Genomic DNA, 24,748 nt, shown 5'->3' with positions numbered 1-24,748 from the left:
CCGCTGTACGTGTTGGCCGGCCGCGACGAGGGTTATGTGCCGTTCTACGACGAATATCCCGGCGAGGTGGCGGCCGGTAAGCGACCGCAGGGCTAACGACGCACGCTGGTCGCTGCGTCATCAATAGCCACAGCAGTACCGTCAGATCGGCGGCACTCCCTTCTCAGTAGTGATGCATATGCGATATCACCAAGGCGGTGAATCGTCCGCGCCTCGAAATGAAAAAGCGAGTGCCCCCTGACTCAGCGCCTGAAGAGGCCATTGAGTCTGGTGAGGTTCAGCGAGGCCCTCATCGCTCGGGCGGCGCCGACGACGGGCACCATAGATGGGTGCACTCCACCCTGTGCGGTCGCCGAGTAACGAGCGACCGCCCGCTGATCATGGCGATCGTCAACCGCACACCGGATTCGTTTTACGACCGCGGCGCCACCTTCGGCGACGCCGCGGCCCGCGACGCCGCGCATCACGTCATCGCCGAGGGCGCCGACGTCGTCGACGTGGGCGGCGTCAAGGCGGGCCCGGGAGAGAACATCGACACCGAAACCGAAGTAACCCGGGTCGTGCCGTTCGTCGAGTGGCTGCGCGATAGCTACCCCGATCAACTGATCAGCATCGACACGTGGCGCTCCGAGGTTGCCCGGCAGGCCTGCCGGGCGGGCGCAGACCTGATCAACGACACCTGGGGTGGTTTCGATCCAGCGATGCCCGAGGTGGCCGCCGAATTCGGAGCCGGTTTGGTGTGCTCGCACACCGGGGGGTTGCCGCCACGCACCAGGCCGTTTCGGGTCAGCTATGGGACGACCGCCCGCGGGGTGGTGGACGACGTGATCCGGGAAGTCACCGCGGCCGCTGAGCGCGCCGTCGCCGCCGGCGTGGCGAGTGACCGCGTGCTGATCGACCCGACCCATGACTTCGGCAAGAACACCTTCCACGGCCTGGCGCTGTTGCGGCACATGGAAGATCTTGTTAACACCGGGTGGCCGGTGTTGATGGCGTTGAGCAACAAAGACTTCGTCGGGGAGACTCTTGGGGTGGATCTGACCGAACGGCTGGAGGGAACCCTTGCAGCCACCGCGCTCGCGGCTGCCGCCGGTGCGCGGATGTTCCGGGTGCACGAAGTCGGGCCCACCCGGCGGGTGTTGGAGATGGTGGCTTCGATCAAGGGGCAGCGGCTGCCGACGCGCACGGTGAGAGGACTTGCATGACGGCATCAGAGCTGGTCGACCTCGCCGCTGAGGGCGCATTGACCGCGCTGCCGGGCGACGTCTGGCTGGCCGACCGCTGTTGGACCCGTCCGCATTGGACCGTTGACGAGTTGGTGGCCGCGAAGGCCGGACGGACCATCTCGGTGGTGTTGCCCGCCCTCAACGAAGAAGAAACCGTCGAATCGGTGATCGACAGCATTTCACCGCTGGTCGGCGGGCTGGTCGACGAGTTGATCGTGCTCGATTCGGGCTCCACCGACGACACCGAGATAAGGGCGATCGCCGCAGGCGCGCGCGTCGTCACCAGGGAACAAGCCTTGCCTCACATCCCGCCGCGGCCCGGCAAGGGCGAAGTGCTGTGGCGCTCACTGGCCGCCACCGATGGCGACATCGTGGTGTTCGTCGACTCCGACTTGATCGACCCGCACCCGATGTTCGTCCCGCGGCTGCTCGGGCCGCTGCTCACCGAAGATGGCATCCACCTGGTCAAAAGCTTTTACCGACGGCCTTTGAGTGGTCAGGGCGCCGAGGCGGCCACTGGCGGCGGCCGGGTCACGGAGTTGGTGGCGCGGCCGCTGCTCGCGGCCCTGCGGCCCGAACTGGGTTGTGTGTTGCAGCCGCTGGGCGGCGAGTATGCGGCCACTCGCGAACTGCTCACCTCGGTGCCGTTCGCACCGGGCTACGGCGTCGAGATCGGCCTGCTGGTCGATACCTATGACCGGCTGGGGCTGGACGCGATCGCACAGGTCAACCTGGGCGTGCGGGCACACCGAAACCGGCCGCTGGCCGAGTTAGGCCCGATGAGCCGCCAGGTTGTCGCGACTCTGCTGTCGCGCTGCGGCATACCCGACTCCGGAGTGGGGTTGACCCAGTTTTTCGTCGACGGCCCCGATGGTGAGGACTACATGCCGCGCACGTCGACGGTCTCGCTGGCCGATCGGCCGCCGATGAACGCCGTCCGGCCGCGCTAAGACACCGCACGCCAGCTTGTCGCTGGGGTAGTGCAATATCGGTCACGTGGCTTTGGTGTTGCTCTACGTGGTGGTGCTGGTCCTGGTCGCGGTCGTGCTGTTCGGGGTGGTCAGTTTGCTGTTCGGCCGCGGTGAGTCGCTGCCGCCGCTGCCCAGCGGAACGACGCCGACCGTGCTGCCGGCCTCCGGTGTCACCGGCGCCGACGTCGACGCCGTGAAGTTCACTCAGACGCTGCGCGGCTACAAGACCAGCGAGGTGGACTGGGTGCTGGACCGGCTCGGTCAGGAGCTCGACTTGCTGCGCGGCCAACTCTCGTCGGTGCACGCCGCAGCAGCCGCCGATGAGACCGAGAACGCCGATCCCGTCTCCGATGTTGGCGACGACCAGGAGCACACATGACCGCGCCGGAGGGCGACGGGTTGATCCGCTGCGATTGGGCCGAAAGTCGGCCAGGCCCGGACTTCGCGCTCTACCGCGACTATCACGACCAGGAATGGGGCCAACCGCTGCGCGGGCGGGTGCCGTTGTTCGAGCGATTGAGTCTGGAGGCCTTTCAAAGCGGCCTCTCCTGGCTGACCATCCTGCGCAAGCGGGAGAATTTTCGGCAGGCATTCGCCGGCTTCGACATCGAGACCGTCGCCCGCTACACCGATGTCGACGTGGCCCGGCTGATGGCCGATCCGGGAATCGTCCGCAATCGCGCCAAGATCGAGGCGACTATCGCCAACGCGCGTGCAGCTGCCGATACCGAGGTCGACCTCTCCGAGTTGCTGTGGTCGTTTGCGCCGGCGCCGCGGTCCCGGCCCCTGACCTCCGCAGAAGTCCCTTCCGTGACAGCAGAATCCACCGCGATGGCACGCGAGTTGAAGCGGCGCGGATTCCGTTTTGTCGGACCGACCACGGCCTACGCGTTGATGCAGGCGACCGGGATGGTCGACGATCACCTTCGAACATGCTGGGTGCCGTCGCCAGCTCGATGACGAGCGGGCCGTGAGCGGCCCGCTGAGGAATCGGGCAGTCAGATACAGCCCGTTAAAACGCCGACCCGGAGGTCATGTACACCTGCCCGAGCCCAATAGGGAACAATGGGGGGGTGAATTTGCAGTTCAACGCCGGGGATGGCTGGAATTCCACTGGCGGGGCGTGCCCGGCACTGACCAGGTCCGTGACGGCGGGCCACCTCGAACCTGGAGGGAGCACTCGATGGCGGCGATGAAGCCCCGGACCGGAGACGGTCCACTGGAAGCGACCAAGGAGGGGCGCGGCATCGTGATGCGGGTACCGCTGGAGGGCGGTGGCCGACTCGTCGTCGAGCTGACACCCGACGAAGCCGCCGCGCTGGGCGACGAGCTCAAAGGCGTCACCAGCTAAGCCAGCTTCCGGTAAATCTCCAGCGTCTGTTCCGCAATGCGCGCCCAGGAGAATTCCGCGATGCAGCGCTGTCGGCCCGCCTGGCCGTAGCGCTCCGCCTTTTCCGGATCCGCGATCAGGGCGTTGACCGCCTCAGCGAGCCTGGTCTGAAAACCGTCGGCGTCGTCAGGGTCGCTGGGATCGTAGTGCACCAGCGAACCCGTTGCCCCGTCGGCGACCACCTCGGGAATGCCACCGACATCCGACGCCACCACAGCGGTGCTGCAGGCCATCGCTTCGAGGTTGACGATGCCCAACGGCTCGTACACCGATGGGCATACGAAAACTGTTGCAGCCGAGAGTATCTCGCGTATCTTCCCGATCGGCAGCATCTCTCTGACCCAGAACACGCCGGACCGCTCGCCGGCCAGCCCGGCTACCCCAGCGGACACCTCCGCGGCGATTTCCGGTGTATCGGGCGCTCCCGCGCACAGCACCAGTTGCACGTCGGGGTCGAAGCGGTGTGCGGCCGCCAGCAGGTGGGCGACGCCTTTCTGTCGGGCAATTCGTCCGACAAATGCCACGATCGGTCGGGCACGGTCGACGCCGAGGTCGGCGAGCACGGATTCCCCCGGGACAGACGGCGCCGGCTCGACGGGGTGCCACACCTCGGTGTCGATCCCGTTGCGCACGACATGTACCCGGCCGGGATCCAGCGTCGGATAGACCCGCAACACATCGTCGCGCATACCCGAGCTGACCGCGATGACGGCGTCGGCAGCCGTCACCGCGCTGTGCTCCACCCACGAAGAGATCCGATAGCCGCCGCCGAGCTGTTCTGCTTTCCACGGCCGCAACGGCTCCAGCGAATGCGCGGTCAAGACATGCGGGACGTCGTAGAGCAACGCGGCCAGCTGCCCGGCCAACCCGGTGTACCAGGTGTGGGTGTGGACCACGCTGGCCTCCCCGGCGGCGTTGGCCATCGCCAGGTCGGCCGACAAGGTCGACAGCGCCGGATTCGCACCGCGCAGTTGCACATCGGGCTGGTAGGCGAAAGCGTCCGCCCGGGGGGCGCCCATGCAATGCACGTCAACCTGGCACAGTTTGCGCAGTTGCGCGACAAGCTCGGTCACATGCACCCCCGCGCCGCCGTACACCTCCGGCGGATACTCCCGAGTCATCATCGCCACCCGCATACGGGCACGGTAATAGTCGGTTGCTGGCGGCGCCGTCGCCGGGTTGGCCCCAATTGATTGATGGACAGTCCCTGAGCGTGGGTATTCACCGGAATGACATGGCAGGGGTTCGCAGCGGCCGATAGGTTTGATCCATGAGGGAAGCGCCACACGTGCTGGGTATCGTCCTGGCCGGGGGGGAGGGCAAGCGGTTGTATCCCTTGACCGCGGACCGGGCCAAACCCGCGGTTCCCTTCGGCGGCGCCTACCGGCTGATCGACTTCGTGCTTTCCAATCTCGTCAATGCCCGCTATCTGCGGATCTGCGTTCTCACCCAATACAAGTCGCACTCGCTGGACCGTCACATTTCGCAGAACTGGCGATTGTCCGGGTTGGCCGGTGAGTACATCACCCCGGTTCCCGCGCAGCAGCGGCTCGGCCCGCGCTGGTACACCGGCTCCGCCGACGCGATCTACCAATCGCTCAACCTGATTTATGACGAGGATCCGGATTACATCGTGGTTTTCGGCGCCGACCACGTGTACCGGATGGACCCAGAGCAGATGCTGCGGTTTCACGTCGACAGCGGTGCCGGGGTGACGGTCGCCGGTATCCGGGTGCCTCGCGCTGAGGCGAGCGCATTCGGCTGTTTGGACGCCGACGATTCTGGGCGCATCCGCAATTGGATCGAAAAACCGGTTGAGCCGCCCGGCACGCCGGATGACCCGGATAGTGCTTTTGTGTCGATGGGCAACTACATCTTCACCACCAAGGTGCTCATCGATGCGATCCGTGCCGATGCCGACGAAGATCATTCCGACCACGACATGGGCGGTGACATCATTCCGCGGCTGGTGTCCGACGGGCTGGCCGCGGTCTACGACTTCTCCGACAACGAAGTGCCCGGCGCCACCGACCGGGACCGGGCCTACTGGCGCGATGTCGGAACCCTGGACGCCTTTTACGACGCCCACATGGATCTGGTGTCAGTGCATCCGGTGTTCAACCTGTACAACAAGCGCTGGCCGATCCGCGGCGAGTCGGAGAATCTAGCGCCGGCCAAGTTCGTCAACGGCGGCTCCGCGCAAGAGTCGGTGGTGGGGGCTGGCAGCATCATCTCGGCTGCGTCGGTACGCAACTCGGTGTTGTCGTCGAACGTCGTTGTCGACGACGGCGCGATCGTGGAGGGCAGTGTGATCATGCCAGGCACCCGCGTTGGCCGCGGTGCTGTCGTCCGTCACGCAATCCTGGACAAGAACGTCGTCGTCGGGCCGGGTGAGATGGTCGGGGTGGACCTGGAGAAAGACCGTGAACGCTTCGCGATCAGCGCGGGCGGCGTTGTCGCGGTTGGCAAGGGCGTCTGGATCTAACCCGGGCCGCTCACCACACGTATGGCACCAGCCGGTAGCGCACCTGCTGCTCGTATTCGCGGTAGCCACCCAATTCCTGCTCGAGTAGGTCTTCTTCGTCGCGGATGCGAAACGCGAGCACGATCAAGCCGGGGATGACAAAGACCAAACCCCAGTACGAGCCGAGCGCCAGCGGGACGCCAACCATCAAGATGATGTTTCCGGTGTACATCGGATGCCGTACCAGCCCGTACAGCCCGGTTGAAGCGAGCTGCTGACTTGCTTCAACCGTGACATTGGCTGCGGCATAGCCGTTTTGGATGACTACCAGCATCGCGATGCAAAGCCCGACCGCGACCAGGACATCGCCGACCATCGAGATCGACGTCGGCACCTGCGACCACCCGAAGCGGTGGTCAAGGGCGCTGAAAACGAACATGGCCAGAAAGCAGATAACCAGGAAGCTGATGACGATTCGCTGCAGCGTTCGGGTTTCCGCTAGCGGCCCGCCATGCATGCGCCGCTCGAGCGCGGCCGGGTTGGTGCGCGCCAGGTAAATGCTGGGGATCCAGGTGGAGAGCGCGAACACCCCGAGGAAGACCCATGCCTGCCAGTAGTGGAATGTCCCCGCCGGCAGGAACAGCATCAACCCGAAGGCAGCCAGACCCAAAGCCGCTGAAACCAGGCCCTTACCAAGCACATTCATGATGACCTCCTTAGGTCTGCACGTCGCGGTGTTGGAACGCCGCCGTTCCCACCGAGAACAGCGCGGCGTCGATCACCAACAACCACAGGACTGGAACTGGTGTGAAGGCGCCGCCGGTAACTCGCGGAACGTGTGCGAACGGCTCGAGGTCGAGCAGCCACTGGGGAAAGCCCGATAGCGACCCGATCAGGTAGAGCGCGACGAACCCGACCAGCACGCCCCACGCCACCGGGCTGAACCTCGGTGCCAGCCCGAACAGTGCGACGGTCACCGCGGCGGAAAGCCACACGGCGGGCAGCTGTACCGCGGCGGTCGCGAGGACCATCGAAAGCTTGCCGCCGATGTCGTGTGCGGCAACACCATAGGACAGTCCGGCCGCTGCTCCTGCGGTCAACATTGCGACGGCAGAGCCGATCAGCGCGATAGCCAGATGGCCTGCTAACCAACGGCTTCGGCCCACCGCGCCGCTCAGCACCGTTTCGGCTCGCTGGCTGGCCTCCTCCTGGTGCGGCCGCAGGGCCAGCGAGATGGCGAATGCGGCCGCCATCATGCCCAGCATGCAGAACGCCACAGCGACGAAGGCCTGCTCCAGTGCGCCGGTTCCGCCCATCCGCTCGACAATGTCTTGCGCCGTACCGCCGCCCAGCTCGTCGCCGATGCCGTGCACCACGCTGCCGATCAGCAAGCCATAGAGGCATAGCCCGACCGTCCACAGCAGCAGCGCGCCGCGATCAAGCCGCCAGGCCAGTCCGAGGGCGCCCCGCAGCATCGGCCTTGCGCGGGCCGGCCCCGGGCGTTCCGCAATCAACCCGGCGCCGACATCGCGGCTGGCAAGCAGCCGATAGGCCACCGCGGTGAGCAGCACGGTGGTGGCCAGATGCAGCAGCAGCACCCACCACCGGTCGCCCGCGTATGGACGAACCTGCAGCGACCAGCCCAGCGGCGAGAACCACGACAAAGTACCCGAGCCGGCGTCGCCGACTGCGCGCAGCGTGAAGGCGGTGGCCAGCGCGCCGAAGGCGGCGCCGCGGGCGAACCGGGCGCCTGGCGACAGCTGAGCGGCCACCGCGGCGACCGCCGTGAATACCAGACCCGAGCAGGCCAGCGCGGCCCCGAACGCCAGCGAACCGTCCCGCGGGACGCTGGTGGTGAGCAGGCCGGCGGCCCCGACGGCACCGGTGATCACCGATGCTCCGAACGACAGCAGCAGGGCAGCTGTCAGGCTGGCATACCGGCCGACCGCCGTCGAGTCGATCAGTTCGGCGCGGCCGGTTTCTTCATCGGCACGGGTATGACGGATGACAGTGAGGATGACGGCCACAGCGATCAGCAGATGGAACATTCCGGCTTTCCAGATGCCGGTTGCGCCAAGGCTGTCGTTGTAGATCTGCCCGTAGAGCGCCCGTTGCGCCGGGCTAGCCATGATCGTTGCGGCAAACGCGGCGCGGGCCGCTTGGCCGGGGTAGACCTTTTCGATGCTGCCGATGTAGACGGTCGATAGCGGCAACGACAGCAGCAACACCCAGAGCGGCAAGACCACCCGGTCGCGGCGTAGATAGAGCCGCAGCATTCCGAAAGTGCCGCTGAACACCGAACCGCGTTGCGGCGCTTCGTGTGCCGGATATTGCGGTCGATCCAACATGGTGGCGGTCATGCTCGCACCTCTTGGCCGCTGACGTCACGCTTGCCGTGGGAGCCCATGCCGTAATGGCGCAGGAACAGTTCCTCCAACGTGGGTGGCTGGCTGACCAGGCTGCGCACGCCGGCATCACCGAGCACCCGGATCAGGTCGCCGAGGCTCTCGCTGTCCACGTGGGCGCGCAGTGTGCTTCCTTCGAAGCTGACATCCTCGACGCCGCGGATACGGCTGATATCACCCGGGTCCCGCAGCATTTCCGCCTTGATCGACGTCCGGCTGAGATGGCGCATCGACTCCAGTGTGCCGCTCTCGACTGTCTTGCCGGCGCGGATGATCGTCACCCGCTCGCACAATGCTTCGGTCTCGGCCAGGATGTGACTGGACAGCAGAACCGTCGTGCCGCGGTCCCGGGCTTCCGCGACGCACTGCTGAAAGATGTTCTCCATCAAAGGGTCCAGGCCGCTGCTTGGCTCATCGAGGAGCAATAACCGAGCCCGCGACGAGAAGGCCGAAATCAACGAGACCTTCTGGCGGTTTCCCTTGGAGTAGGTCCGGGCCTTCTTGTGCGGATCCAGCTCGAAGCGCTCAATCAGCTCATCGCGGCGCTTCTCCTCGATGCCGCCGCGCATACGTGCCAGCAGGTCGATGGTCTCACCGCCGGTGAGATTCGGCCAGAGGGTCACATCGCCTGGAACATAGGCGATCTGGCGGTGCAGCTCGACGGCATCCGTCCAGGGGTCGCCGCCGAGCAGCCGTGTGGTTCCGCCGTCAGCCTTGACTATTCCCAGCAGGATGCGGATGGTCGTCGACTTTCCGGCGCCGTTGGGTCCGAGAAAACCGTGTACCTCGCCCTCGCGTACCGTCAACTCGAGGCCGTCTAAGGCCTGAACGGTGCCGAAACACTTTGTCAGTCCGCGGATTTCGATCGGCACTGGGTTGTTGTCAACTGGCATCGGATTCCCTCTCTCCTGTTTCACGTTCCGCCTGTTCCACGAAGGCGTCGTACATGGTGCTGTCGGTCAACAAGCCTTCGGTGTAGAGCTCGAGAGCGGGCAGCATCATGTCGCGGGCATAGTCGCGCAGCACTGCGCGCAGATCCGTTGGTGTTTCATGCATTTGGATGTACAAGAAGAAGCCGCCGCCGCCGGTGATCGCCAGATATTTCGCCCGAGCCTGCGGATCCCGGGTGGGTTTCAGCACACCGGTCTGTACCCCTTCGTCGAGGTAACCCTCGGCATTGGCGATCATCGTGCGCCAGAGTGTGTTCGCCAGCTCACCGCCGGATTGCATGCTGCGCACCAAGTACGCCATCAACGGTGCGTACTCCTCGATCTCGGCCATCGCGGCGAACCAGGTAGCGGGATCGCTGGAGCGCATCGCCTCCGATTTCCCGCTGCGGATCTCTTCAGCGACGTAGTCGTCGCAGGCTTTGCGCAGACCGTCCTTGGACCCGAAGTGGTGGATGACCAGCCCAGCGCTCACTCCCGCTGCTTCGGCGATCGACCGCAGCCCGACGCCGAAGCCATGCTCGCCGAACTGCGCGATCGCCGCGTCGCGAATCCGGGCCGCGGCGGTCAAATCGTCGGCTGAACGCATGTTCAGAATGCTAAACGCACGTTCAACCGGACGTCAAGCGGAAGCGCGTCAAGAATCCGTAACGGACTGAATCAGTCGCGCACGGCGGCGAGCAGGCCGTCGCCGAGCGGCACGAGCGCCGGGGTGAGCAACTCGTTCTCGGCGATCAGCCGCGCCGCCTCGCGCACCGCCGCGACTTCTGTGTCGTGCGCGGCGGGGTCGCCGGCCCGCCCGCCTAACGCGGCGCCGTGCACAACGATGACCCCGCCGGAGCGCAGCAATCGCACCCCCTCGACCACGTAATCTGGCTGATCGATCGGATCGGCGTCGATGAAGACCAGGTCGTACGACGCATCGGCCAGCCGAGTCAGCACCTCTTGAGCCCGGCCGCCGATCAGCCGAGTCCGCGATGGCCCGATCCCGGCGTCAGAAAACGCCTGCTTGGCGATCAGTTGGTGTTCGGGCTCAATGTCGATCGTGGTCAGCACGCCGTCGTCGCTCATCCCCGACAACAACCACAGACTGCTGACTCCCGCACCCGTACCCACTTCGACGACGGCTTTGCCGCCACTGAGTTTGGCCAGCAGGCTGAGCAGGGCTCCCACCGCGGGGGTCACTGCGCCAGCGCCGATGTCGACTGCGCGCTCGCGGGCGGCCAACAGAACCGCGTCTTCGGAAATCGACCCCTCGGCATGCGCGGAGAGCGATTCGGCCCGACTCGGCGGAGCCGACTGCTCTGGTGTGCTGTCGGTGGTGGCCATGTCCGCAGCGTAAATCCATCCGATGCCGCGTGCGATCAGGCGCGCCCGGTGCTAGCCCGCGACACACCCAAACCTCGCGGCCAATCAAGGTCACAATTTGATGAATACGGCCTGCGCAACGGGGTGCGGGCGCCCATTCTCAGTCAAAGCTCAGTGCGATCACATACCGCACATACGCCCATAGGCAACGGTATCTCCCATGGAGCGCGGAGGCCGATGGTCCGGGAATACATCTCGGCGTCTTCGCGTTGCCCGCGGTGACGAATTGCCTAACCTCGACGGCAGTCTGATTCCGGAGGACTTACCCATCACCACACTGATGAGCCCTGCGAGCATGTCGCATCCCGAGCGGTATCGGGACGCCGACTGGGTCGAGCCGGACGAAGAGCCTTACGGCACCGCGGTATTCGACGCGACCGGGGACAAGACCACCATGCCGTCATGGGACGAGCTGGTCCGTCAGCACGCCGACCGGGTCTACCGATTGGCTTATCGACTTTCCGGCAACCAGCACGACGCCGAGGACCTGACCCAGGAGACCTTCATCCGGGTCTTCCGGTCGGTGAAGAACTACCAGCCGGGGACTTTTGAAGGCTGGCTGCACCGCATCACGACCAACCTGTTTCTCGACATGGTGCGCCGTCGCGGCCGCGTCCGGATGGAGGCGCTGCCCGACGATTACGACCGGGTGCCCGCCGACGAGCCCAACCCGGAGCAGATCTACCACGAGTCGCGGCTGGGGCCCGACCTGCAAGCGGCGTTGGATTCACTGCCGCCCGAGTTCCGTGCCGCCGTCGTGCTGTGTGACATCGAAGGACTGTCCTACGAGGAGATCGGGGCCACCCTGGGGGTGAAGCTCGGCACCGTGCGTAGCCGCATTCACCGGGGCCGACAGGCGCTGCGGGACTATCTCGCCGCGCACTCGGAGGGAGCTACTCATGCCAACCCTTCCACGGCCGGTGCCGTTCCGGAGCTCTCCGAGTAAGACACACGCCGCCTGATCCGCTGTTCATTGCTGTTCCGTATCGGGCAGCGCGCTACATTCGAGGTAGCGCGCGCAGACCGAACGCTGATACGGATAGGAGCTGGTGATGGTCGAGCGGGGACATGTGTTCCGCCGAGCGTTCTCCTGGCTCCCGACCCAATTCGCCTCCCAAAGCGACGCGCCGGTCGGCGCGCCGCGGCAATTCGGATCTACCGAGCATCTGTCTACGGAGGCCATCGCCGCGTTTGTCGACGGTGAGCTGCGGATGAACGCGCACCTGCGGGCGGCGCATCACATTTCCCTTTGCCCTGAGTGCGCCGCAGAAGTGGAAGGTCACCGCCGGGCTCGCGCCGCGCTGCGCGATTCCCAGCCGATCAGGATCCCCAGCACGCTGCTGGGATTGCTGTCGCAGATTCCGGACTGTTCGCCCGACGACGACGCGGGACAGACAGGCAGGGACCGGTGGAGAGATCCCCGCGCACAGCGAAGTGAAGGCACGCCGCCTGACCGGCGCGATCCTCGGTAGGGTGGGTGTGAAGTTGGCCAAGCCGGTGCGCCGCGCCGTGCTCGTGCGCATAGCGCGCGCTTCTTAACACGTTCGGAAGAGGATGACGTGAGCTCCGACGAAGAAAAGGACGGCGCCCCCCGGCTGGCGCCGCGACCCATTTCCCGGCCGCCCGTCGACGCTGCGTCACGCCAAGCCTTCAGCCGTCCCGACGGCCTGCAGGGGTCGTTCGTCGCCGAACGGGTACGTCCGCCGAAGTATCGCGACGCCGGCGAGTTCACCCCGCACGATGAACCGGCCGACCCGGTGCTTTCGGAGGCCTTCGGTCGTCCGTTTCCCGGAGCGGACTCGTTGCAACGGCACCCCACCGATGCCGGCGCGCTCGACGGCGACAAAGACCAGGCAGATCAACCCGACGACCCTTGGCGCGACCCGGGCGCGGCCGCCGCTCTGGGCGAGCCGGCTGTAACGCCATCGGGCCCGCTCGCAGTCGGCGGCGAACACGGTCGGCTGGGAGTGCGCGATGTGCTGTTCGGGGGACGGGTGTCCTACCTGGCGCTGCTCGTGCTGGCCGTGCTCGCGTTGGTGATCGGCTTGATCGGTGGCGTGGTCGGACGCAAGACGGCAGAGGTCGTTGAGGCGTTCACCACGTCCAAAGTGACGTTGGCAACCAACGGCAACAGCGAATCGCCGGCCGGCCGATTCACCAAAGTCGCTGCCGCGGTGGAAGATTCGGTGGTCACGATCCAATCGGTCAGCGATCAAGAAGGTATGCAGGGATCCGGGTTCGTGGTCGACAGCCGCGGTTACATCGTCACCAACAATCACGTCATCTCCGAAGCGGCCAACAACCCTAGCCAGTTCAAGACCACCGTTGTGTTCAATGACGGCAAGGAAGTGCCCGCTAACTTGGTCGGCCGCGACCCCAAGACCGACCTGGCCGTCCTCAAGGTCGACAATGTCGACCACCTTTCGGTGGCCCGGCTCGGTGACTCCGACAAGGTGCGCGTCGGCGACGAAGTCCTGGCCGCGGGTGCGCCGTTGGGTCTGCGCAGCACGGTCACGCACGGCATCATCAGCGCACTGCACCGCCCCATCCCGCTGTCGGGGGAGGGCTCGGACACCGACACGGTTATCGACGCCGTCCAGACCGACGCATCGATCAACCACGGCAACTCCGGCGGACCGCTGATCAACATGGATTCTCAGGTCATCGGCATCGACACCGCGGGCAAGTCGCTGTCGGACAGCGCCAGCGGGCTGGGCTTCGCGATTCCGATCAACGAAGCGAAATTGGTTGCCGAGACGTTGATCAAGGATGGCAAAATCGTGCACCCGACGCTGGGGCTGAGCACCCGGTCGGTGAGCAACGCGATCGCGCAGGGTGCACAGGTCGCGAACGTGAAGGCCGGTGGCCCCGCCGAAAAGGGCGGGATCCTGGAGAACGACGTGGTGGTCAAGGTGGGCAACCGCGGCGTGGCCGACGCCGAAGAGTTCGTCGTCGCCGTACGCCAGTTGACGGTCGGGCAGCCAGCCCCGGTCGAGGTGGTCCGCGACGGCCGGCACGTCACGCTGACGGTGACGCCGGGCCCGGACACCAGCTAGATGTTCGCCAACGTCGGTTGGGGGGAAATGCTGGTGCTCGTGGTGGTCGGGCTGGTGGTCTTGGGCCCTGAGCGGCTTCCCGGCGCGATCCGGTGGACCGCCACGGCGCTGCGCCAGGCCCGCGACTACCTCAGCGGGATGACGAATCAGCTGCGCGAGGACATTGGGCCCGAATTCGACAACCTTCGTGAGCCCCTCAGCGAGCTGCAGAAGCTGCGCGGCCTGACGCCGCGCGCAGTGCTGACGAAGCACTTATTCGACGGCGACGACTCGCTGTTCACCGGCAAGTTCGACGAGCCAGCCGCTCAGAGCCAGCCGGTGGTGCAGCCTTCGCCGCCGCCGGCAACCGCTTCGGAGCCACTCGCCGCCGGCCCCGCGCCCTTCGACGCCGACGCCACCTAGGACGCCGAGCAGACACAAAGTCCCCCGCACGCACGGCGTGTCGGGGGACTTTGCGTCTGCTCGCCAGGCTTTAGTGCTTCGTTGGGTCTAGTCCCAACGACATACCGGCCAGGCCGCGGCGTCGCGACGACAGGCTGTCGGCGACGCTACGCAGTTCCTTGCCCACCGCTGAGTCGGGCGCACTGAGCACGATCGGCACGCCGGCATCGCCGGCAGCGACGAGCGCGGGATCCAACGGGATCTGGCCTAGCAGCGGCACGTCGGCGCCGACCGCACGCGATAGCCGCTCGGCGACCTGCTGACCGCCACCCTCGCCGAACACCTGCAGCTGCGAGCCATCCGGCAGCGCAAGCCAAGACATGTTCTCCACGACCCCGACAATGCGTTGTCGCGTCTGCAAGGCAATGCTGCCCGCACGCTCGGCCACTTCCGCCGCGGCGTGTTGGGGCGTGGTCACCACCAGGATTTCGGCGTTCGGAATCAGCTGGGCAACCGAGATGGCGATGTCGCCGGTGCCCGGTGGCAGGTCGAGCAACAGCACATCGAGGTCGCCCCAATACACGTCGGCCAGAAACTGCTGCAAAGCCCGATGCAGCATGGGACCACGCCACACCACCGGCGTATTGCCTTGGGTGAACTGCGCGATCGAGATCACCTTCACCTCATGCGCAATCGGCGGCAGGATCATCGACTCGACCTGGGTGGGGCGGTCGGCGGTTCCCATCATCCGCGGGATGGAGTGGCCGTGAATGTCGGCGTCGAGCACGCCGACCGACACCCCGCGCGCGGCCATCGCCGCGGCCAAGTTGACCGTCACCGTCGACTTGCCGACGCCACCCTTGCCGGAGGCGACTGCATACACCCGAGTCAGTGATCCCGGCTGCGCGAACGGAATGACGGGCTCGCGGGCATCGCCGCGCAACTGCTTTCGCAGTTCGGTGCGCTGCTCGTCGTTCATCACGTCGAGGCTGACCTTGACGCTGCCGGTGCCCGGGACATCGGCCACGGCTTGGCTCACGCGCTCGCTGATTTCGGTCTTCTTCGGGCATGCCGCGGTGGTCAGGTAGATCTCGACGTGCACGTCGCCGTCGGGGCTTACCTCGATACCTTTGACCATCCCGAGCTCGGTGATGGGACGCCGCAGTTCAGGATCGATCACCTTGGCCAGCGCGGCGCGAATGTTTGCAGTCGGATCGGACATCACCGCCGAGTGTAGTTCGGCGACGATGCGGGCCGGGCGCGCCCGCTGTGGGGGTCCCCCCAGCCGCGCAGCGGCGAGGGGGCGAGCCGCACCAACGACTCAAGTCGGCGACGATGCGGGCCGGGATGTCAGCTGGCAGGGCCGGGCGGAGGTCCTGCGGGTGGTCCGCCCGGGGACCCGGCGAAAGGCGCAGTCGATGCTGCGACGGGTGCCGGCGGCGGGGCGGCCACCGGCTGTGGGGCCGGCGGCGGTAGCACAGGCGGAGCTGCCGGAAGCGGAGCAGCTGGCAGGCCGGGCGCAGTAGCCGGAGCAGCAGGTGGTGGCGTGTTCACCGAGAACTGCGGTGGCAGCTCGGTGTCTTGGCCGATGCAAATCACCGTGCACGACGGTCGGGGAGCATTCGTCCGCTGCCACGGCATCGGTTGCTGGTTGGGAGCACTGGCACTGGCCCCAGTGAGGTCGATCAACGGCATTTGTGCCAGCGGATCGGTGGACGGCAGGCCGTGCATGTTCAGCGGCAGGTTCGGCCCGAGCCCCTCCAGCTGCGCCAGGTGCTCTAGTTGCGGGTCGGCCATCGGCGGTGGCGGGCCGGTGAGCGGCGGCAGGTCGACGGGCAGCACGCCTATGGCGTACGCCGCAGCCCAGCCGAGCACGTTTTGCGCGTACGGCATCGAGTTGTTGTAGCGCAGGATCGAGGCCAGCACCTGTGACTGGTCGCGCAGGTTCAGCCCGCCACTGCAGAGGTAACGAGCGGCGCCCAGCGTGGAGTCGTACAAGTTTTGCGGGTCGGCCACCCCGTCGCCGTCGCCGTCGGAGGCGTAGCGCGCCCACGTGCCCGGCAAGAACTGCATCGGACCCATCGCCCGCGCATAGGTGATGCGTCCGCCCGCGTTGCCTTGGACGATGACCTCGTTGCCGGGCAGTGTGCCGTCCAGCGAGGGGCCGTAGATCGGTCGGACCGCGGTGCCGTGCGCGTCGGTAGCGCCGCCGTTGGCATGCATCGACTCGATGCGCCCGATACCGGCCAGCAGGTTCCAGCTGATGCCGCAACCAGGGTCAGTTCCGGCCATCATCTGTTCGGCGTTGCGGTAGGCCGACAGCGCCATCGTCGGAATGCCAAGGGCGCCAGGTGTATTCACCACACCTGTCGGCGGGGGAGCGGACACCGTGGGGGCCGCGGCGATGTGGAACCCAATTTTTGGACGTTGGACGGCGATTACCAGTGGGCCCGACGGGTCGGTGGAGGCGGGGGCTACGGCGGCAACCGGGGTGATGGCGGCGTCGCGCAGCGTCGACGTTGGCAACGGGAATGACGGGGCTGCGGCGCCCACGACTCCGGCAAAGACCAGGCAGGCGATCATGGCAACACCGAATGCCGGGCTCCGGGCGGTGCGGGTCAGCGACTGCTGCACCGCCGCAACGACTGCGACGAAGGCGGCGGGGATTTTGGTGGCCCGGGCGGCGCGAAGCGTCGACTGTCGTACGGTGGCGAGACGGCTGACGAGGGCAGCAGGCATTTTCGGGGTACGCGGCACGCGGAGTATCCGCTGCCGCATCTTTGCAAGAGCTAAGCCTCCCCCGATGCGCAACCCGACCGTCCTCAATATTCGAGCCCTATTAGGCACTTGTGAAACCCTTTTGGGGCTTCGTGACCTAAGTCACCATACATAACTCTCTGATCACAAACGCCACATTCGCAGAGTCTGTGTGCAGGGACGATACCGGCTTGGGCGAGGTCAAACGACGGAGGCATTTTTCGAAGATCCGTCACGGAAATCGGGTTTTGTTCCTGCGCATTTTTAAGTGGATCTCGCGGCGCGCGCCTCTGTTCCATCACCGCTAGGTGCCGACTCTTTGTTTGCTTTGCCCCGGTGACGGTCCTCCAGTAGATCCCGCAGATCTTCCAGTTCGCGGCGTAGGTAGTCGCGGGTCTTTGCGACATCGCCGATCGCCAGCCGAAGTGCGGCAAGCTCGCGAGCCAGGTATTCGGTATCGGCCTTGGTCTCCTCGGCCCGGCGGCGATCCTCTTCGAGCGTGACGCGATCCCGGTTCTCTTGGCGGTTTTGGGCCAGCAAGATCAGCGGTGCCGCGTAGGCGGCCTGGGTGGAAAACGCCAGGTTGAGCAGGATGAACGGGTAGGGGTCCCAGCGCAGGCTGACCGCGGTGACGTTGAGCACTATCCAGGCCAGCACCGCCAAGGTCTGAATCAGCAGGTAGCTGCCTGTGCCGAAGAAGCGGGCGATCGATTCGGTGAATTGCCCGACGGCCTCGGGGTCTACCCGCGGCGCGGAGACCCGCGAGATCCGCGGGGTATAAAGCCGTGCCCGCGGCGCCGACTTGCTCATGACACCCCTCCGGCCGCATCCAGCGAGAGCTCGTCGCTGCGCGCTCGCCAGTCGTGTGGCAGCAGATGGTCGAGGACGTCATCCACGGTCACCGCGCCCAGCAGGTGGTGCTGTCCGTCGACCACCGGGGCGCACACCAGGTTGTAGGCGGCGAAGTACCGGGTCAGCACCGCAAGCGGAGTTTCCGGTGCCAGGACGGGCAAATCGGCGTCGACGATCCCCCCGACCAGCATCGCCGGCGGCTCGCGCAACAGCCGCTGCAGGTGAACACAACCCAGGTAATGACCGGTCGGGGTGGCGGTCGGGGGACGGACCACCAACGCCAACGATGACAGCGCGACGGTCAGGTCCGGATCGCGGACGCGGGCCAGCGCTTCCGCGACCGAGGTGTCCGGGGTCAGCACCACCGGACTGGAAGTCATCAGACCGCCCGCGGTGTCGGGTGAGTGTTTCAGCAGGCGTCGCACCGGATCAGACTCCTCCGGATCCATCTGACGCAACAATCCCTCAGCCTGGGTCGGATTCATCGTGCCGAGCAGGTCGGCGGCGTCGTCCGGGTCCATCTCCTCGAGCACGTCGGCGGCGCGTTCGTCACCCAGCTGCGCCAACAACTCCGCTTGTTCCTCCTCCGAAAGCTCCTGCAAGATGTCGGCCAGCCGGTCGTCATCCAGCGCGCTGACGACCTCGTAGCGCCGCTTCGGCGGCAGCTCACGCACCGCATCGGCCACGTCGATCGGCCGCCATTTTTCGAACTGATGCAGCAGCTGCGCCACGCCCTGGCCTGGCATCGCCAGCAGCGAAGGGGTCAGTCCCTGCACGTTGCGCCAGCCCACAATGTGGGCATTGCTGCGCCGGCCAAACCGTCGGGGGACCCGTACCGCGACGCGCGTCACCATCCAGTCGCGGGTTCGGGTCTGCTCCAAACCCAGGTCTGTGACGACGACCTCGATGTCGGCGAGGTCCGGCAATTCCGGGTCGTTGATCCGCACCTTGGTGTCGATGATTTGCCCCAGCACCAGCACTTCGCCGGGCCGTTGCTCGAACCGGGTCAGCGACACGTTGGCGGTGTTGAGCGTCACCGCGTTGGGCTCGATCGCGGCGACCCGCAGAATTGGCACGAATATCCTTCGGCGCGAAAGCATTTCGACGACGAGCCCGAGAACGCGGGGCTGCTGGCGGACGATGCTGATGCTCACCACCACGTCACGCACTTTGCCGAGAGACTCGCCCATGGGGCCCAGCACCAGCATCCGTGCCAGCCGCGCGGCGTACACCCTGTTGATCGAGGCCATGGTGCACAGAGTATTCAAAAGGGGTGAGTGAAAAGTGACCAGCGCCTACCGGCCACGCCGCACCTGCCTGTCTGTCCCGGGTAGCAGCCAGAAGATGATCGACAAGGCCAAAGACCTTCCCGCCGATGAGGTCTTTCTCGACCTGGAGGATGCCGTCGCGCCGGATGCAAAGGCCGCGGCGCGCACCCGGGTGGCGGCTGCACTCGCGCAGCCCGGATGGGCCGGGCAATTACGCGGCGTTCGGGTCAACGACTGGACCACACCGTGGACGCACGCCGACATCATCGAGGTGGTTTCCACCATCGGCGCCGCGCCTGACGCCAAGCTCGATGTTGTTGTGCTGCCCAAAGTCTCCGATGTCTCCCATGTTCAGGCACTTGACCTGCTGTTGACCCAGCTGGAGACGGTTCACGGGCTTCCAGTGGGAGAGATCGGCATCGACGCGCAGATCGAAGACGCCCGTGGGCTGATGAACGTTGATGCGATCGCCGCCCAGCCCCGGGTACAGGCTCTCGTCCTCGGCCCCGCCGACTTGATGGCCAGCCTCAACGTGCGCACGCTGGTCGTCGGCGAACAGCCGGAGGGCTACGACGTCGGCGACGCCTACCACCACGCACTGATGACGATCCTGGTGGCTGCCCGCGCGCACGGCATTGCCGCCGTCGACGGCCCGTACCTGAAAGTGCGTGACCTTGCGGCGTTTCGGCGGGTGGCGGGCCGGTCGGCGGCGCTGGGCTACGACGGTAAGTGGGTACTGCATCCCGATCAGATCGCCGCCGGCAACGAGATCTTCAGCCCGCGTCAGGAGGAGTACGACCACGCGGAGTTGATTTTGGAGGCTTACGAATGGCACACGTCCGCCGCGGGTGGCGCCCGGGGAGCGGTGATGCTCGGCGACGAGATGCTCGACGAAGCCAGCCGCAAGATGGCCTTGGTGATCGCTGGTAAAGGGCGCGCGGCGGGCATGCAGCGTCAGACCGGGCCGTTCGTTCCGGACGAGGCGCGCTAGCGCAAGGACGGAGAGGTGACCGCCGCCATGACCGCGATGACGATGATCACCAGCAGCACCGCCACAATCGCGCCGACCGCAATCCCGGCGATGGCAAGCCCGCGGCCCTGCTGGCCTGTGCGGTTGATCTGATTGAGCGCGACGGCCCCGAGCACGGCGCCGACGACGGGAATCAGAACGCCTAGCCAGCACACCAGGCTTAGCGGAATGCCGAGAAAGACACCCGCAATCGAGGTGACCAGCGAGCCGATGGCCATCCCGTTGGTCTCTGGTGAACGAGATTGATACGGGTGGTACGGGTCGTAGCTTCCGGGATATCCCGGTGGGCCGCCATATCCGCCACCGCCGTAGCCGGGTGACGGATAAGGCGGTCCGTATTGCGGCGCTGCCGGCGGGTATGACGGACCGCCGTAAGGCGGGGGCTCGGGATATCTGGGCGGACCGTAGCCGCTTGTCGGCGGCTGGCTTGTCGGCGGTTGGCTTGGCAGCCCATATCCGGCCGGCGGCTGGTCCCATGGCGGCACCGGCCCCCGCTGCGGTGGATATTGCGGAAAGTTCGGCTCGGGCTGAGCGGGCGATTGTCCGGCGTATGCGGGCGGGATGAAGTCCTGTCCGAACTGATGTGGCTGTTGGCCCTGCGGAGGCTGCCTTGCTTCGTCGTGGGCTTCCTCGCCGAAGTTGCCGCCCTGAAATGTCATGCTGTTTAACCTAGCGTGACCGCGGGCTGGGCAACGTTTGTACTGGTAATCGACCCGCCGGGGCGTAGGCAGCACCGAGCCGCTGCTCAATCGGCTCGGCAGAGGACAATGACAGCATGACCAGTCCCTTCCAGCCCGGACAGGTTCCCGGCGCCACACCTGGTACTCCGGCCGCGAGCCGACGTGCTCCCGGATTGCCGACGCCGCCAAAAGGCTGGCCGGTCGGCTCTTATCCCACCTACGCCGAGGCCCAGCGTGCGGTCGATTACTTGTCCGAGCAGCAGTTTCCCGTGCAGCAGGTGACGATCGTCGGTGTCGACCTGATGCAGGTCGAACGGGTCACCGGGCGGCTGACCTGGCCGAAAGTGCTCGGTGGCGGCGTGCTCACCGGCGCCTGGCTGGGACTTTTCATCGGTTTGGTGCTGGGGTTCTTCAGCCCTAGCCCGTGGGCGGCGTTGATGACCGGCCTGATCGCCGGGGTGTTCTTCGGCTTGATCACATCCGCGATCCCGTATGCGATGGCGCGCGGCACCCGGGATTTCAGTTCGACGCTGCAACTGGTCGCCGGCCGATACGACGTGCTCTGCGACCCGCAAACCGCGGAGCGGGCCCGCGATCTCCTGGCCCGCTTGGCAATCTGACTCGATGGCCGGTTGGCCCTTAGCCGACGTGTTGCATAGCGCGCGGGCATGCCTTTACGGTCTGCGGCGAGGCAACCGACGACCCGAACAAAGGACGGTGTGGTGGCGAGTCGGCGCGGGCGCGCAGTCCGGCTGAGCGCGGTCGCGCTGGCGACGCTATCCACCGCGTCGGTGCTTTCGGCCTGCGGCCCGGGCGATAACGGGCGGGTGATCAGCTTCTACACCCCGGCCAGCGGCGCCGCGACGTTCGCTGCGGTAGCCAAGCGTTGCACCGAGCAGTTCGGCGGACGGTTCACCATCCAGCAGTTCAGCCTGCCCCGATCTTCTGATGACCAGCGGCTGCAACTGGCTCGCCGGCTAAGCGCCAACGACCGCAGTGTGGACGTCATGGCGCTGGACGTGATCTGGACGGCGGAGTTCGCAGAAGCGGGCTGGGCGTTGCCGCTTTCGGATGACCCGGCGGGCCGGGCCGAGGCCGACGCCACCACCGACATCCTGCCCGGGCCGCTTGCCACGGCCACTTGGAAGCACCGGCACTATGCCGCGCCGCTGTCGACCAATACCGAATTGCTTTGGTATCGGCCCGATTTGATGGAAAAGCCGCCCGCAACCTGGACCGCGATGGTAGACGAGGCGTCCCGGTTGCACGCCGCTGGCAAACCCAGCTGGATCGGCGTCCAGGCCAGCCAGGGCGAGGGTCTGGTGGTGTGGTTCAACACCCTGTTGGAAAGCGCTGGCGGCCGGGTGCTTTCCGACGACGGCCAGAAGGTCACGCTGACCGATACGCCCGCACACCGCGCCGCCACCGTCGGCGCCCTGCGGATCCTCAAGTCGGTGGCCACGGCACCCGGTGCCGACCCGTCGATCAGCCGAAGCGACGCGGGCACTTCACGGTTGGCGTTCGAGCAGGGGAAGTCCGCCTTGGAGGTCAACTGGCCATACGCGCTGGCGTCCATGCTGGAGAACGCGGTGAAGGGCGGCGTGGCGTTTCTACCGCTCAACCGCCGTCCCGACCTGGCCGGCAGTATCAACAACGTCGGCGCGTTCGTGCCGACCGACCAGCAATTCCGCGCGGCCTACGACGCCAGCAAAAAGGTGTTCGGGTTCGCACCGTATCCCGGTGTGCAGCCGGGCCAGCCGGCCAAGGTGACGATCGGCGGCCTGAACCTGGCAGTGGCCAAGACCACGCGTCATAAGGCCGAGGCCTACCAAGCGATCAGATGCCTGCGCGACGTGCGAAGCGAAAAGTACATCGCGCTGCAAGGTGGCCTCCCCGCGGCGCGGACCTCGCTCTACTCCGATCCGCAATTCCAGGCAAAGTACCCGATGTACAACATCATTCGTCAACAACTCAGCAACGCCGCTGCGCGGATAGCCACGCCGGTCTACCAGGCGGTGTCCACACGGATGTCGGCCACACTGAGCCCGATCAACGAGATCGACCCGGAGAAGACGGCCGACACCCTCACCGTGCAGGTGCAAAAGGCCATCGACGGCCGTGGGCTGCTGCCATGACCGCCCCGGAGCGGCGCCTGGCTTATGTGCTCGTCGCTCCCGCTGCGATGCTGATGCTGGCCGTCACCGCCTATCCGATCGGCTACGCGATTTGGCTGAGCTTGCAGCGCAATAACTTGACTACTCCGAACGAGACCACGTTCATCGGGCTCGCCAACTATCAAACGATCTTGACTGATCGGTATTGGTGGACGGCGCTTGCGGTGACGTTGGCGATCTCGATTGTCTCCGTGTCGATCGAATTCGTGCTGGGCCTGGCGCTGGCGTTGGTGATGCACCGCACGGTGATCGGTAAGGGCCTGGTGCGCACCGCGGTGCTCATCCCGTACGGGATCGTCACCGTGGTCGCGTCCTACAGCTGGTACTACGCCTGGACCCCGGGCACTGGCTATCTGGCCAACCTGCTGCCGCAAGCTAGCGCGCCGCTGACTCACCAGATTCCCTCGCTGGGCATCGTGGTCTTCGCCGAGGTGTGGAAGACGACGCCGTTTATGGCACTGCTGTTGCTGGCTGGTTTAGCGCTGGTGCCCAACGATCTGCTGAAGGCGGCGCAGGTCGATGGTGCCTCCGCATGGCGCCGGCTGATAAAGATCACGTTGCCACTGATCAAACCGGCCATCCTGGTCGCACTGCTTTTCCGCACACTGGATGCGTTCCGGATTTTCGACAACATCTATGTGCTCACCGGCGGCGCCGGCAACACCAGCTCGGTGTCGATCCTTGGCTACGACAACCTGTTCAAAGGCTTCAATGTCGGCCTGGGCTCGGCGATTTCGGTGCTGATCTTTGGCTGCGTCATCGTCATCGCGTTCATGTTCATCAAAGTGTTCGGCGCTTCGGCGCCGGGCATCGACGGCGACGGGCGCTGAGCCGTGACCGAGCGGGTGGGTGTCCGGCGGGCGACATCCTGGCTGATCATCGATACCCTGGTGCTGCTGTACGCGCTGTTTCCGGTGTTGTGGATTCTGTCCCTGTCGCTCAAGCCGACGTCAACGGTCAAAGACGGCAGGCTGATTCCGTCGTCGGTGACGTTCGACAACTACCGCGGAATCTTTCGGGGCAACTTCTTCAGCTCGGCCCTGATCAACTCCGTGGGAATCGGCGTGCTCACCACGACTATCGCGGTGGTGATCGGCGCGATGGCGGCATATGCGGTGGCGCGGTTGACCTTTCCCGGCAAGCGGTTGTTGATCGCTGCCGTGCTGCTGATTTCGATGTTCCCAGCGATCTCGCTGGTCACCCCGCTGTTCGACATCGAGCGGCGGATCGGTCTGTTCGATACCTGGCCCGGGCTGATCATTCCCTACATCGCGTTCGCGCTGCCGTTGGCGATCTACACGCTCTCGGCGTTCTTCCGGGAGATTCCGTGGGACCTGGAGAAGGCGGCCAAAGTCGATGGCGCCACGCCCGGACAGGCATTCCGGAAGGTAATCGCCCCGCTGGCAGCACCGGGAATCGTGACCGCCGCGATTCTGGTGTTCATCTTTGCCTGGAACGATCTGTTGCTTGCGTTGTCGTTGACGGCGACCAAGGCGGCGATCACTGCGCCGGTGGCGATCGCCAACTTCACCGGCAGTTCGCAGTTCGAAGAGCCAACCGGATCGATCGCGGCCGGCGCGATGGTGATCACGGTCCCAATTATCGTTTTTGTTCTAGTCTTCCAACGACGGATCGTCGCTGGGTTGACCTCTGGCGCGGTGAAGGGATAACTCGATGGCCGAGATTGTGTTGGCAAACGTGACCAAGAGTTACCCCGACGGCGCGATAGCCGTGAAGGGTCTCAGTATCTCGATCGCTGACGGCGAGTTCATCATCTTG

At 65.8% G+C, this 24,748-nt stretch carries 27 protein-coding genes; 16 read left to right on the top strand and 11 right to left on the bottom strand.

The genetic code is table 11. The features are described from left to right. The 6 genes from WBF82_RS05105 to WBF82_RS05080 form a co-directional block, all read left to right on the top strand. Positions 1 to 96, top strand: a 96-nt coding sequence (locus WBF82_RS05105; protein ID WP_424382009.1) for a hypothetical protein, incomplete at its 5' end; no start/stop codon positions are given. A gap of 284 nt (positions 97 to 380) precedes the next feature. Continuing rightward, on the top strand, positions 381 to 1,205 hold the full coding sequence (gene folP, locus WBF82_RS05100; RefSeq protein ID WP_424382008.1) for a dihydropteroate synthase: 825 nt from the start codon (positions 381 to 383) through the stop codon (positions 1,203 to 1,205). Further along, complete coding sequence (locus WBF82_RS05095; RefSeq protein WP_424382004.1) at positions 1,202 to 2,176, top strand: glucosyl-3-phosphoglycerate synthase; 975 nt, start codon at positions 1,202 to 1,204, stop codon at positions 2,174 to 2,176. Before folP ends, WBF82_RS05095 begins: the two co-directional genes overlap by 4 nt. A gap of 46 nt (positions 2,177 to 2,222) precedes the next feature. After that, positions 2,223 to 2,576, top strand: coding sequence for a DivIVA domain-containing protein (locus tag WBF82_RS05090; RefSeq protein WP_424382003.1), 354 nt, complete (start codon positions 2,223 to 2,225; stop codon positions 2,574 to 2,576). After that, complete coding sequence (locus tag WBF82_RS05085; protein WP_424382002.1) at positions 2,573 to 3,157, top strand: DNA-3-methyladenine glycosylase I; 585 nt, start codon at positions 2,573 to 2,575, stop codon at positions 3,155 to 3,157. The genes WBF82_RS05090 and WBF82_RS05085 overlap by 4 nt, the downstream gene beginning before the upstream one ends. 223 nt (positions 3,158 to 3,380) lie before the next feature. Next, positions 3,381 to 3,548, top strand: coding sequence for a DUF3117 domain-containing protein (locus WBF82_RS05080; RefSeq protein WP_003406247.1), 168 nt, complete (start codon positions 3,381 to 3,383; stop codon positions 3,546 to 3,548). On the opposite strand, the gene glgA is transcribed toward WBF82_RS05080, so the two are convergent. Beyond that, the gene (gene glgA, locus WBF82_RS05075) at positions 3,545 to 4,723 is read right to left on the bottom strand and encodes a glycogen synthase (RefSeq protein WP_424382001.1); all 1,179 of its coding nucleotides are present in this window, start codon (positions 4,721 to 4,723) and stop codon (positions 3,545 to 3,547) included. The genes WBF82_RS05080 and glgA overlap by 4 nt on opposite strands. Before the next feature lie 134 nt (positions 4,724 to 4,857). On the opposite strand from glgA, the gene glgC reads away from it, so the two are divergent. Continuing rightward, positions 4,858 to 6,072 carry a glucose-1-phosphate adenylyltransferase gene (glgC, locus tag WBF82_RS05070; RefSeq protein ID WP_424382000.1) on the top strand — a complete coding sequence of 405 codons (1,215 nt, stop codon included), beginning with the start codon at positions 4,858 to 4,860 and terminating at the stop codon, positions 6,070 to 6,072. Between the two features lie 10 nt (positions 6,073 to 6,082). Here glgC and WBF82_RS05065 read toward each other — a convergent pair whose 3' ends face one another. The 5 genes from WBF82_RS05065 to WBF82_RS05045 all read right to left on the bottom strand — a co-directional run bounded on the left by WBF82_RS05065 (position 6,083) and on the right by WBF82_RS05045 (position 10,732). Continuing rightward, positions 6,083 to 6,757, bottom strand: coding sequence for a methyltransferase family protein (locus WBF82_RS05065; protein WP_424381999.1), 675 nt, complete (start codon positions 6,755 to 6,757; stop codon positions 6,083 to 6,085). Between the two features lie 10 nt (positions 6,758 to 6,767). Further along, positions 6,768 to 8,411, bottom strand: coding sequence for an ABC transporter permease (locus tag WBF82_RS05060; RefSeq protein WP_424381998.1), 1,644 nt, complete (start codon positions 8,409 to 8,411; stop codon positions 6,768 to 6,770). Continuing rightward, positions 8,408 to 9,349 (bottom strand): ATP-binding cassette domain-containing protein, encoded by a 942-nt coding sequence (locus tag WBF82_RS05055; protein ID WP_424381997.1) that lies wholly within the window; start codon positions 9,347 to 9,349, stop codon positions 8,408 to 8,410. Before WBF82_RS05055 ends, WBF82_RS05060 begins: the two co-directional genes overlap by 4 nt. Next, the gene (locus WBF82_RS05050; RefSeq protein WP_424381996.1) at positions 9,339 to 9,992 is read right to left on the bottom strand and encodes a TetR family transcriptional regulator; all 654 of its coding nucleotides are present in this window, start codon (positions 9,990 to 9,992) and stop codon (positions 9,339 to 9,341) included. The genes WBF82_RS05055 and WBF82_RS05050 overlap by 11 nt, the downstream gene beginning before the upstream one ends. Positions 9,993 to 10,063: 71 nt before the next feature. Further along, complete coding sequence (locus WBF82_RS05045) at positions 10,064 to 10,732, bottom strand: O-methyltransferase (RefSeq protein WP_424381995.1); 669 nt, start codon at positions 10,730 to 10,732, stop codon at positions 10,064 to 10,066. Between the two features lie 199 nt (positions 10,733 to 10,931). Here WBF82_RS05045 and sigE point away from each other — a divergent pair, with 199 nt between their 5' ends. The 4 genes from sigE to tatB all read left to right on the top strand — a co-directional run bounded on the left by sigE (position 10,932) and on the right by tatB (position 14,229). Continuing rightward, on the top strand, positions 10,932 to 11,717 hold the full coding sequence (sigE, locus tag WBF82_RS05040; protein WP_424381994.1) for an RNA polymerase sigma factor SigE: 786 nt from the start codon (positions 10,932 to 10,934) through the stop codon (positions 11,715 to 11,717). 106 nt (positions 11,718 to 11,823) lie between these two features. Beyond that, a complete protein-coding gene (gene rseA, locus WBF82_RS05035) occupies positions 11,824 to 12,243 on the top strand; it encodes an anti-sigma E factor RseA (protein ID WP_424381993.1) in 420 nt (139 codons plus the stop codon). An 87-nt stretch (positions 12,244 to 12,330) separates the two neighbouring features. Beyond that, on the top strand, positions 12,331 to 13,827 hold the full coding sequence (locus tag WBF82_RS05030; RefSeq protein ID WP_424381992.1) for a S1C family serine protease: 1,497 nt from the start codon (positions 12,331 to 12,333) through the stop codon (positions 13,825 to 13,827). Then, on the top strand, positions 13,828 to 14,229 hold the full coding sequence (tatB, locus tag WBF82_RS05025; RefSeq protein WP_424381991.1) for a Sec-independent protein translocase protein TatB: 402 nt from the start codon (positions 13,828 to 13,830) through the stop codon (positions 14,227 to 14,229). A 70-nt stretch (positions 14,230 to 14,299) separates the two neighbouring features. Here the strand turns inward: tatB and WBF82_RS05020 are convergent, their stop codons facing one another. The 4 genes from WBF82_RS05020 to WBF82_RS05005 form a co-directional block, all read right to left on the bottom strand. Continuing rightward, positions 14,300 to 15,457: an Mrp/NBP35 family ATP-binding protein gene (locus WBF82_RS05020; protein WP_424382007.1), complete on the bottom strand. Its 1,158-nt coding sequence runs from the start codon at positions 15,455 to 15,457 to the stop codon at positions 14,300 to 14,302. 101 nt (positions 15,458 to 15,558) lie between these two features. Continuing rightward, the gene (locus WBF82_RS05015) at positions 15,559 to 16,791 is read right to left on the bottom strand and encodes a lytic transglycosylase domain-containing protein (protein ID WP_424382006.1); all 1,233 of its coding nucleotides are present in this window, start codon (positions 16,789 to 16,791) and stop codon (positions 15,559 to 15,561) included. 438 nt (positions 16,792 to 17,229) lie between these two features. After that, positions 17,230 to 17,775 (bottom strand): DUF1003 domain-containing protein, encoded by a 546-nt coding sequence (locus WBF82_RS05010; RefSeq protein ID WP_424381990.1) that lies wholly within the window; start codon positions 17,773 to 17,775, stop codon positions 17,230 to 17,232. Further along, positions 17,772 to 19,067: a magnesium transporter MgtE N-terminal domain-containing protein gene (locus tag WBF82_RS05005; RefSeq protein ID WP_424381989.1), complete on the bottom strand. Its 1,296-nt coding sequence runs from the start codon at positions 19,065 to 19,067 to the stop codon at positions 17,772 to 17,774. The genes WBF82_RS05010 and WBF82_RS05005 overlap by 4 nt, the downstream gene beginning before the upstream one ends. Before the next feature lie 34 nt (positions 19,068 to 19,101). On the opposite strand from WBF82_RS05005, the gene WBF82_RS05000 reads away from it, so the two are divergent. Beyond that, entirely contained in the window at positions 19,102 to 20,076 is a 975-nt protein-coding gene (locus tag WBF82_RS05000) for an HpcH/HpaI aldolase/citrate lyase family protein (protein WP_424381988.1), read from the top strand. Here the strand turns inward: WBF82_RS05000 and WBF82_RS04995 are convergent. Continuing rightward, positions 20,073 to 20,774, bottom strand: a complete 702-nt coding sequence (locus WBF82_RS04995; RefSeq protein ID WP_424381987.1) for a DUF4190 domain-containing protein — start codon at positions 20,772 to 20,774, stop codon at positions 20,073 to 20,075. The two genes, WBF82_RS05000 and WBF82_RS04995, sit on opposite strands and share 4 nt — an antisense overlap. Positions 20,775 to 20,890: 116 nt before the next feature. On the opposite strand from WBF82_RS04995, the gene WBF82_RS04990 reads away from it, so the two are divergent. From WBF82_RS04990 to WBF82_RS04975, 4 genes are all read left to right on the top strand, one after another. Further along, complete coding sequence (locus WBF82_RS04990) at positions 20,891 to 21,415, top strand: general stress protein (RefSeq protein WP_424381986.1); 525 nt, start codon at positions 20,891 to 20,893, stop codon at positions 21,413 to 21,415. Positions 21,416 to 21,517: 102 nt separating this feature from the next. Continuing rightward, a complete protein-coding gene (locus WBF82_RS04985) occupies positions 21,518 to 22,930 on the top strand; it encodes an extracellular solute-binding protein (RefSeq protein WP_424381985.1) in 1,413 nt (470 codons plus the stop codon). Then, complete coding sequence (locus WBF82_RS04980; RefSeq protein ID WP_424381984.1) at positions 22,927 to 23,799, top strand: carbohydrate ABC transporter permease; 873 nt, start codon at positions 22,927 to 22,929, stop codon at positions 23,797 to 23,799. The genes WBF82_RS04985 and WBF82_RS04980 overlap by 4 nt, the downstream gene beginning before the upstream one ends. 15 nt (positions 23,800 to 23,814) lie before the next feature. After that, complete coding sequence (locus WBF82_RS04975; protein ID WP_424382005.1) at positions 23,815 to 24,639, top strand: carbohydrate ABC transporter permease; 825 nt, start codon at positions 23,815 to 23,817, stop codon at positions 24,637 to 24,639. Positions 24,640 to 24,748: the final 109 nt, after the last annotated feature.

The organism is Mycobacterium sp., from assembly GCF_049673265.1.
GTDB lineage: Bacteria > Actinomycetota > Actinomycetes > Mycobacteriales > Mycobacteriaceae > Mycobacterium.
This window is presented reverse-complemented; position numbering and strand designations above follow the sequence as displayed.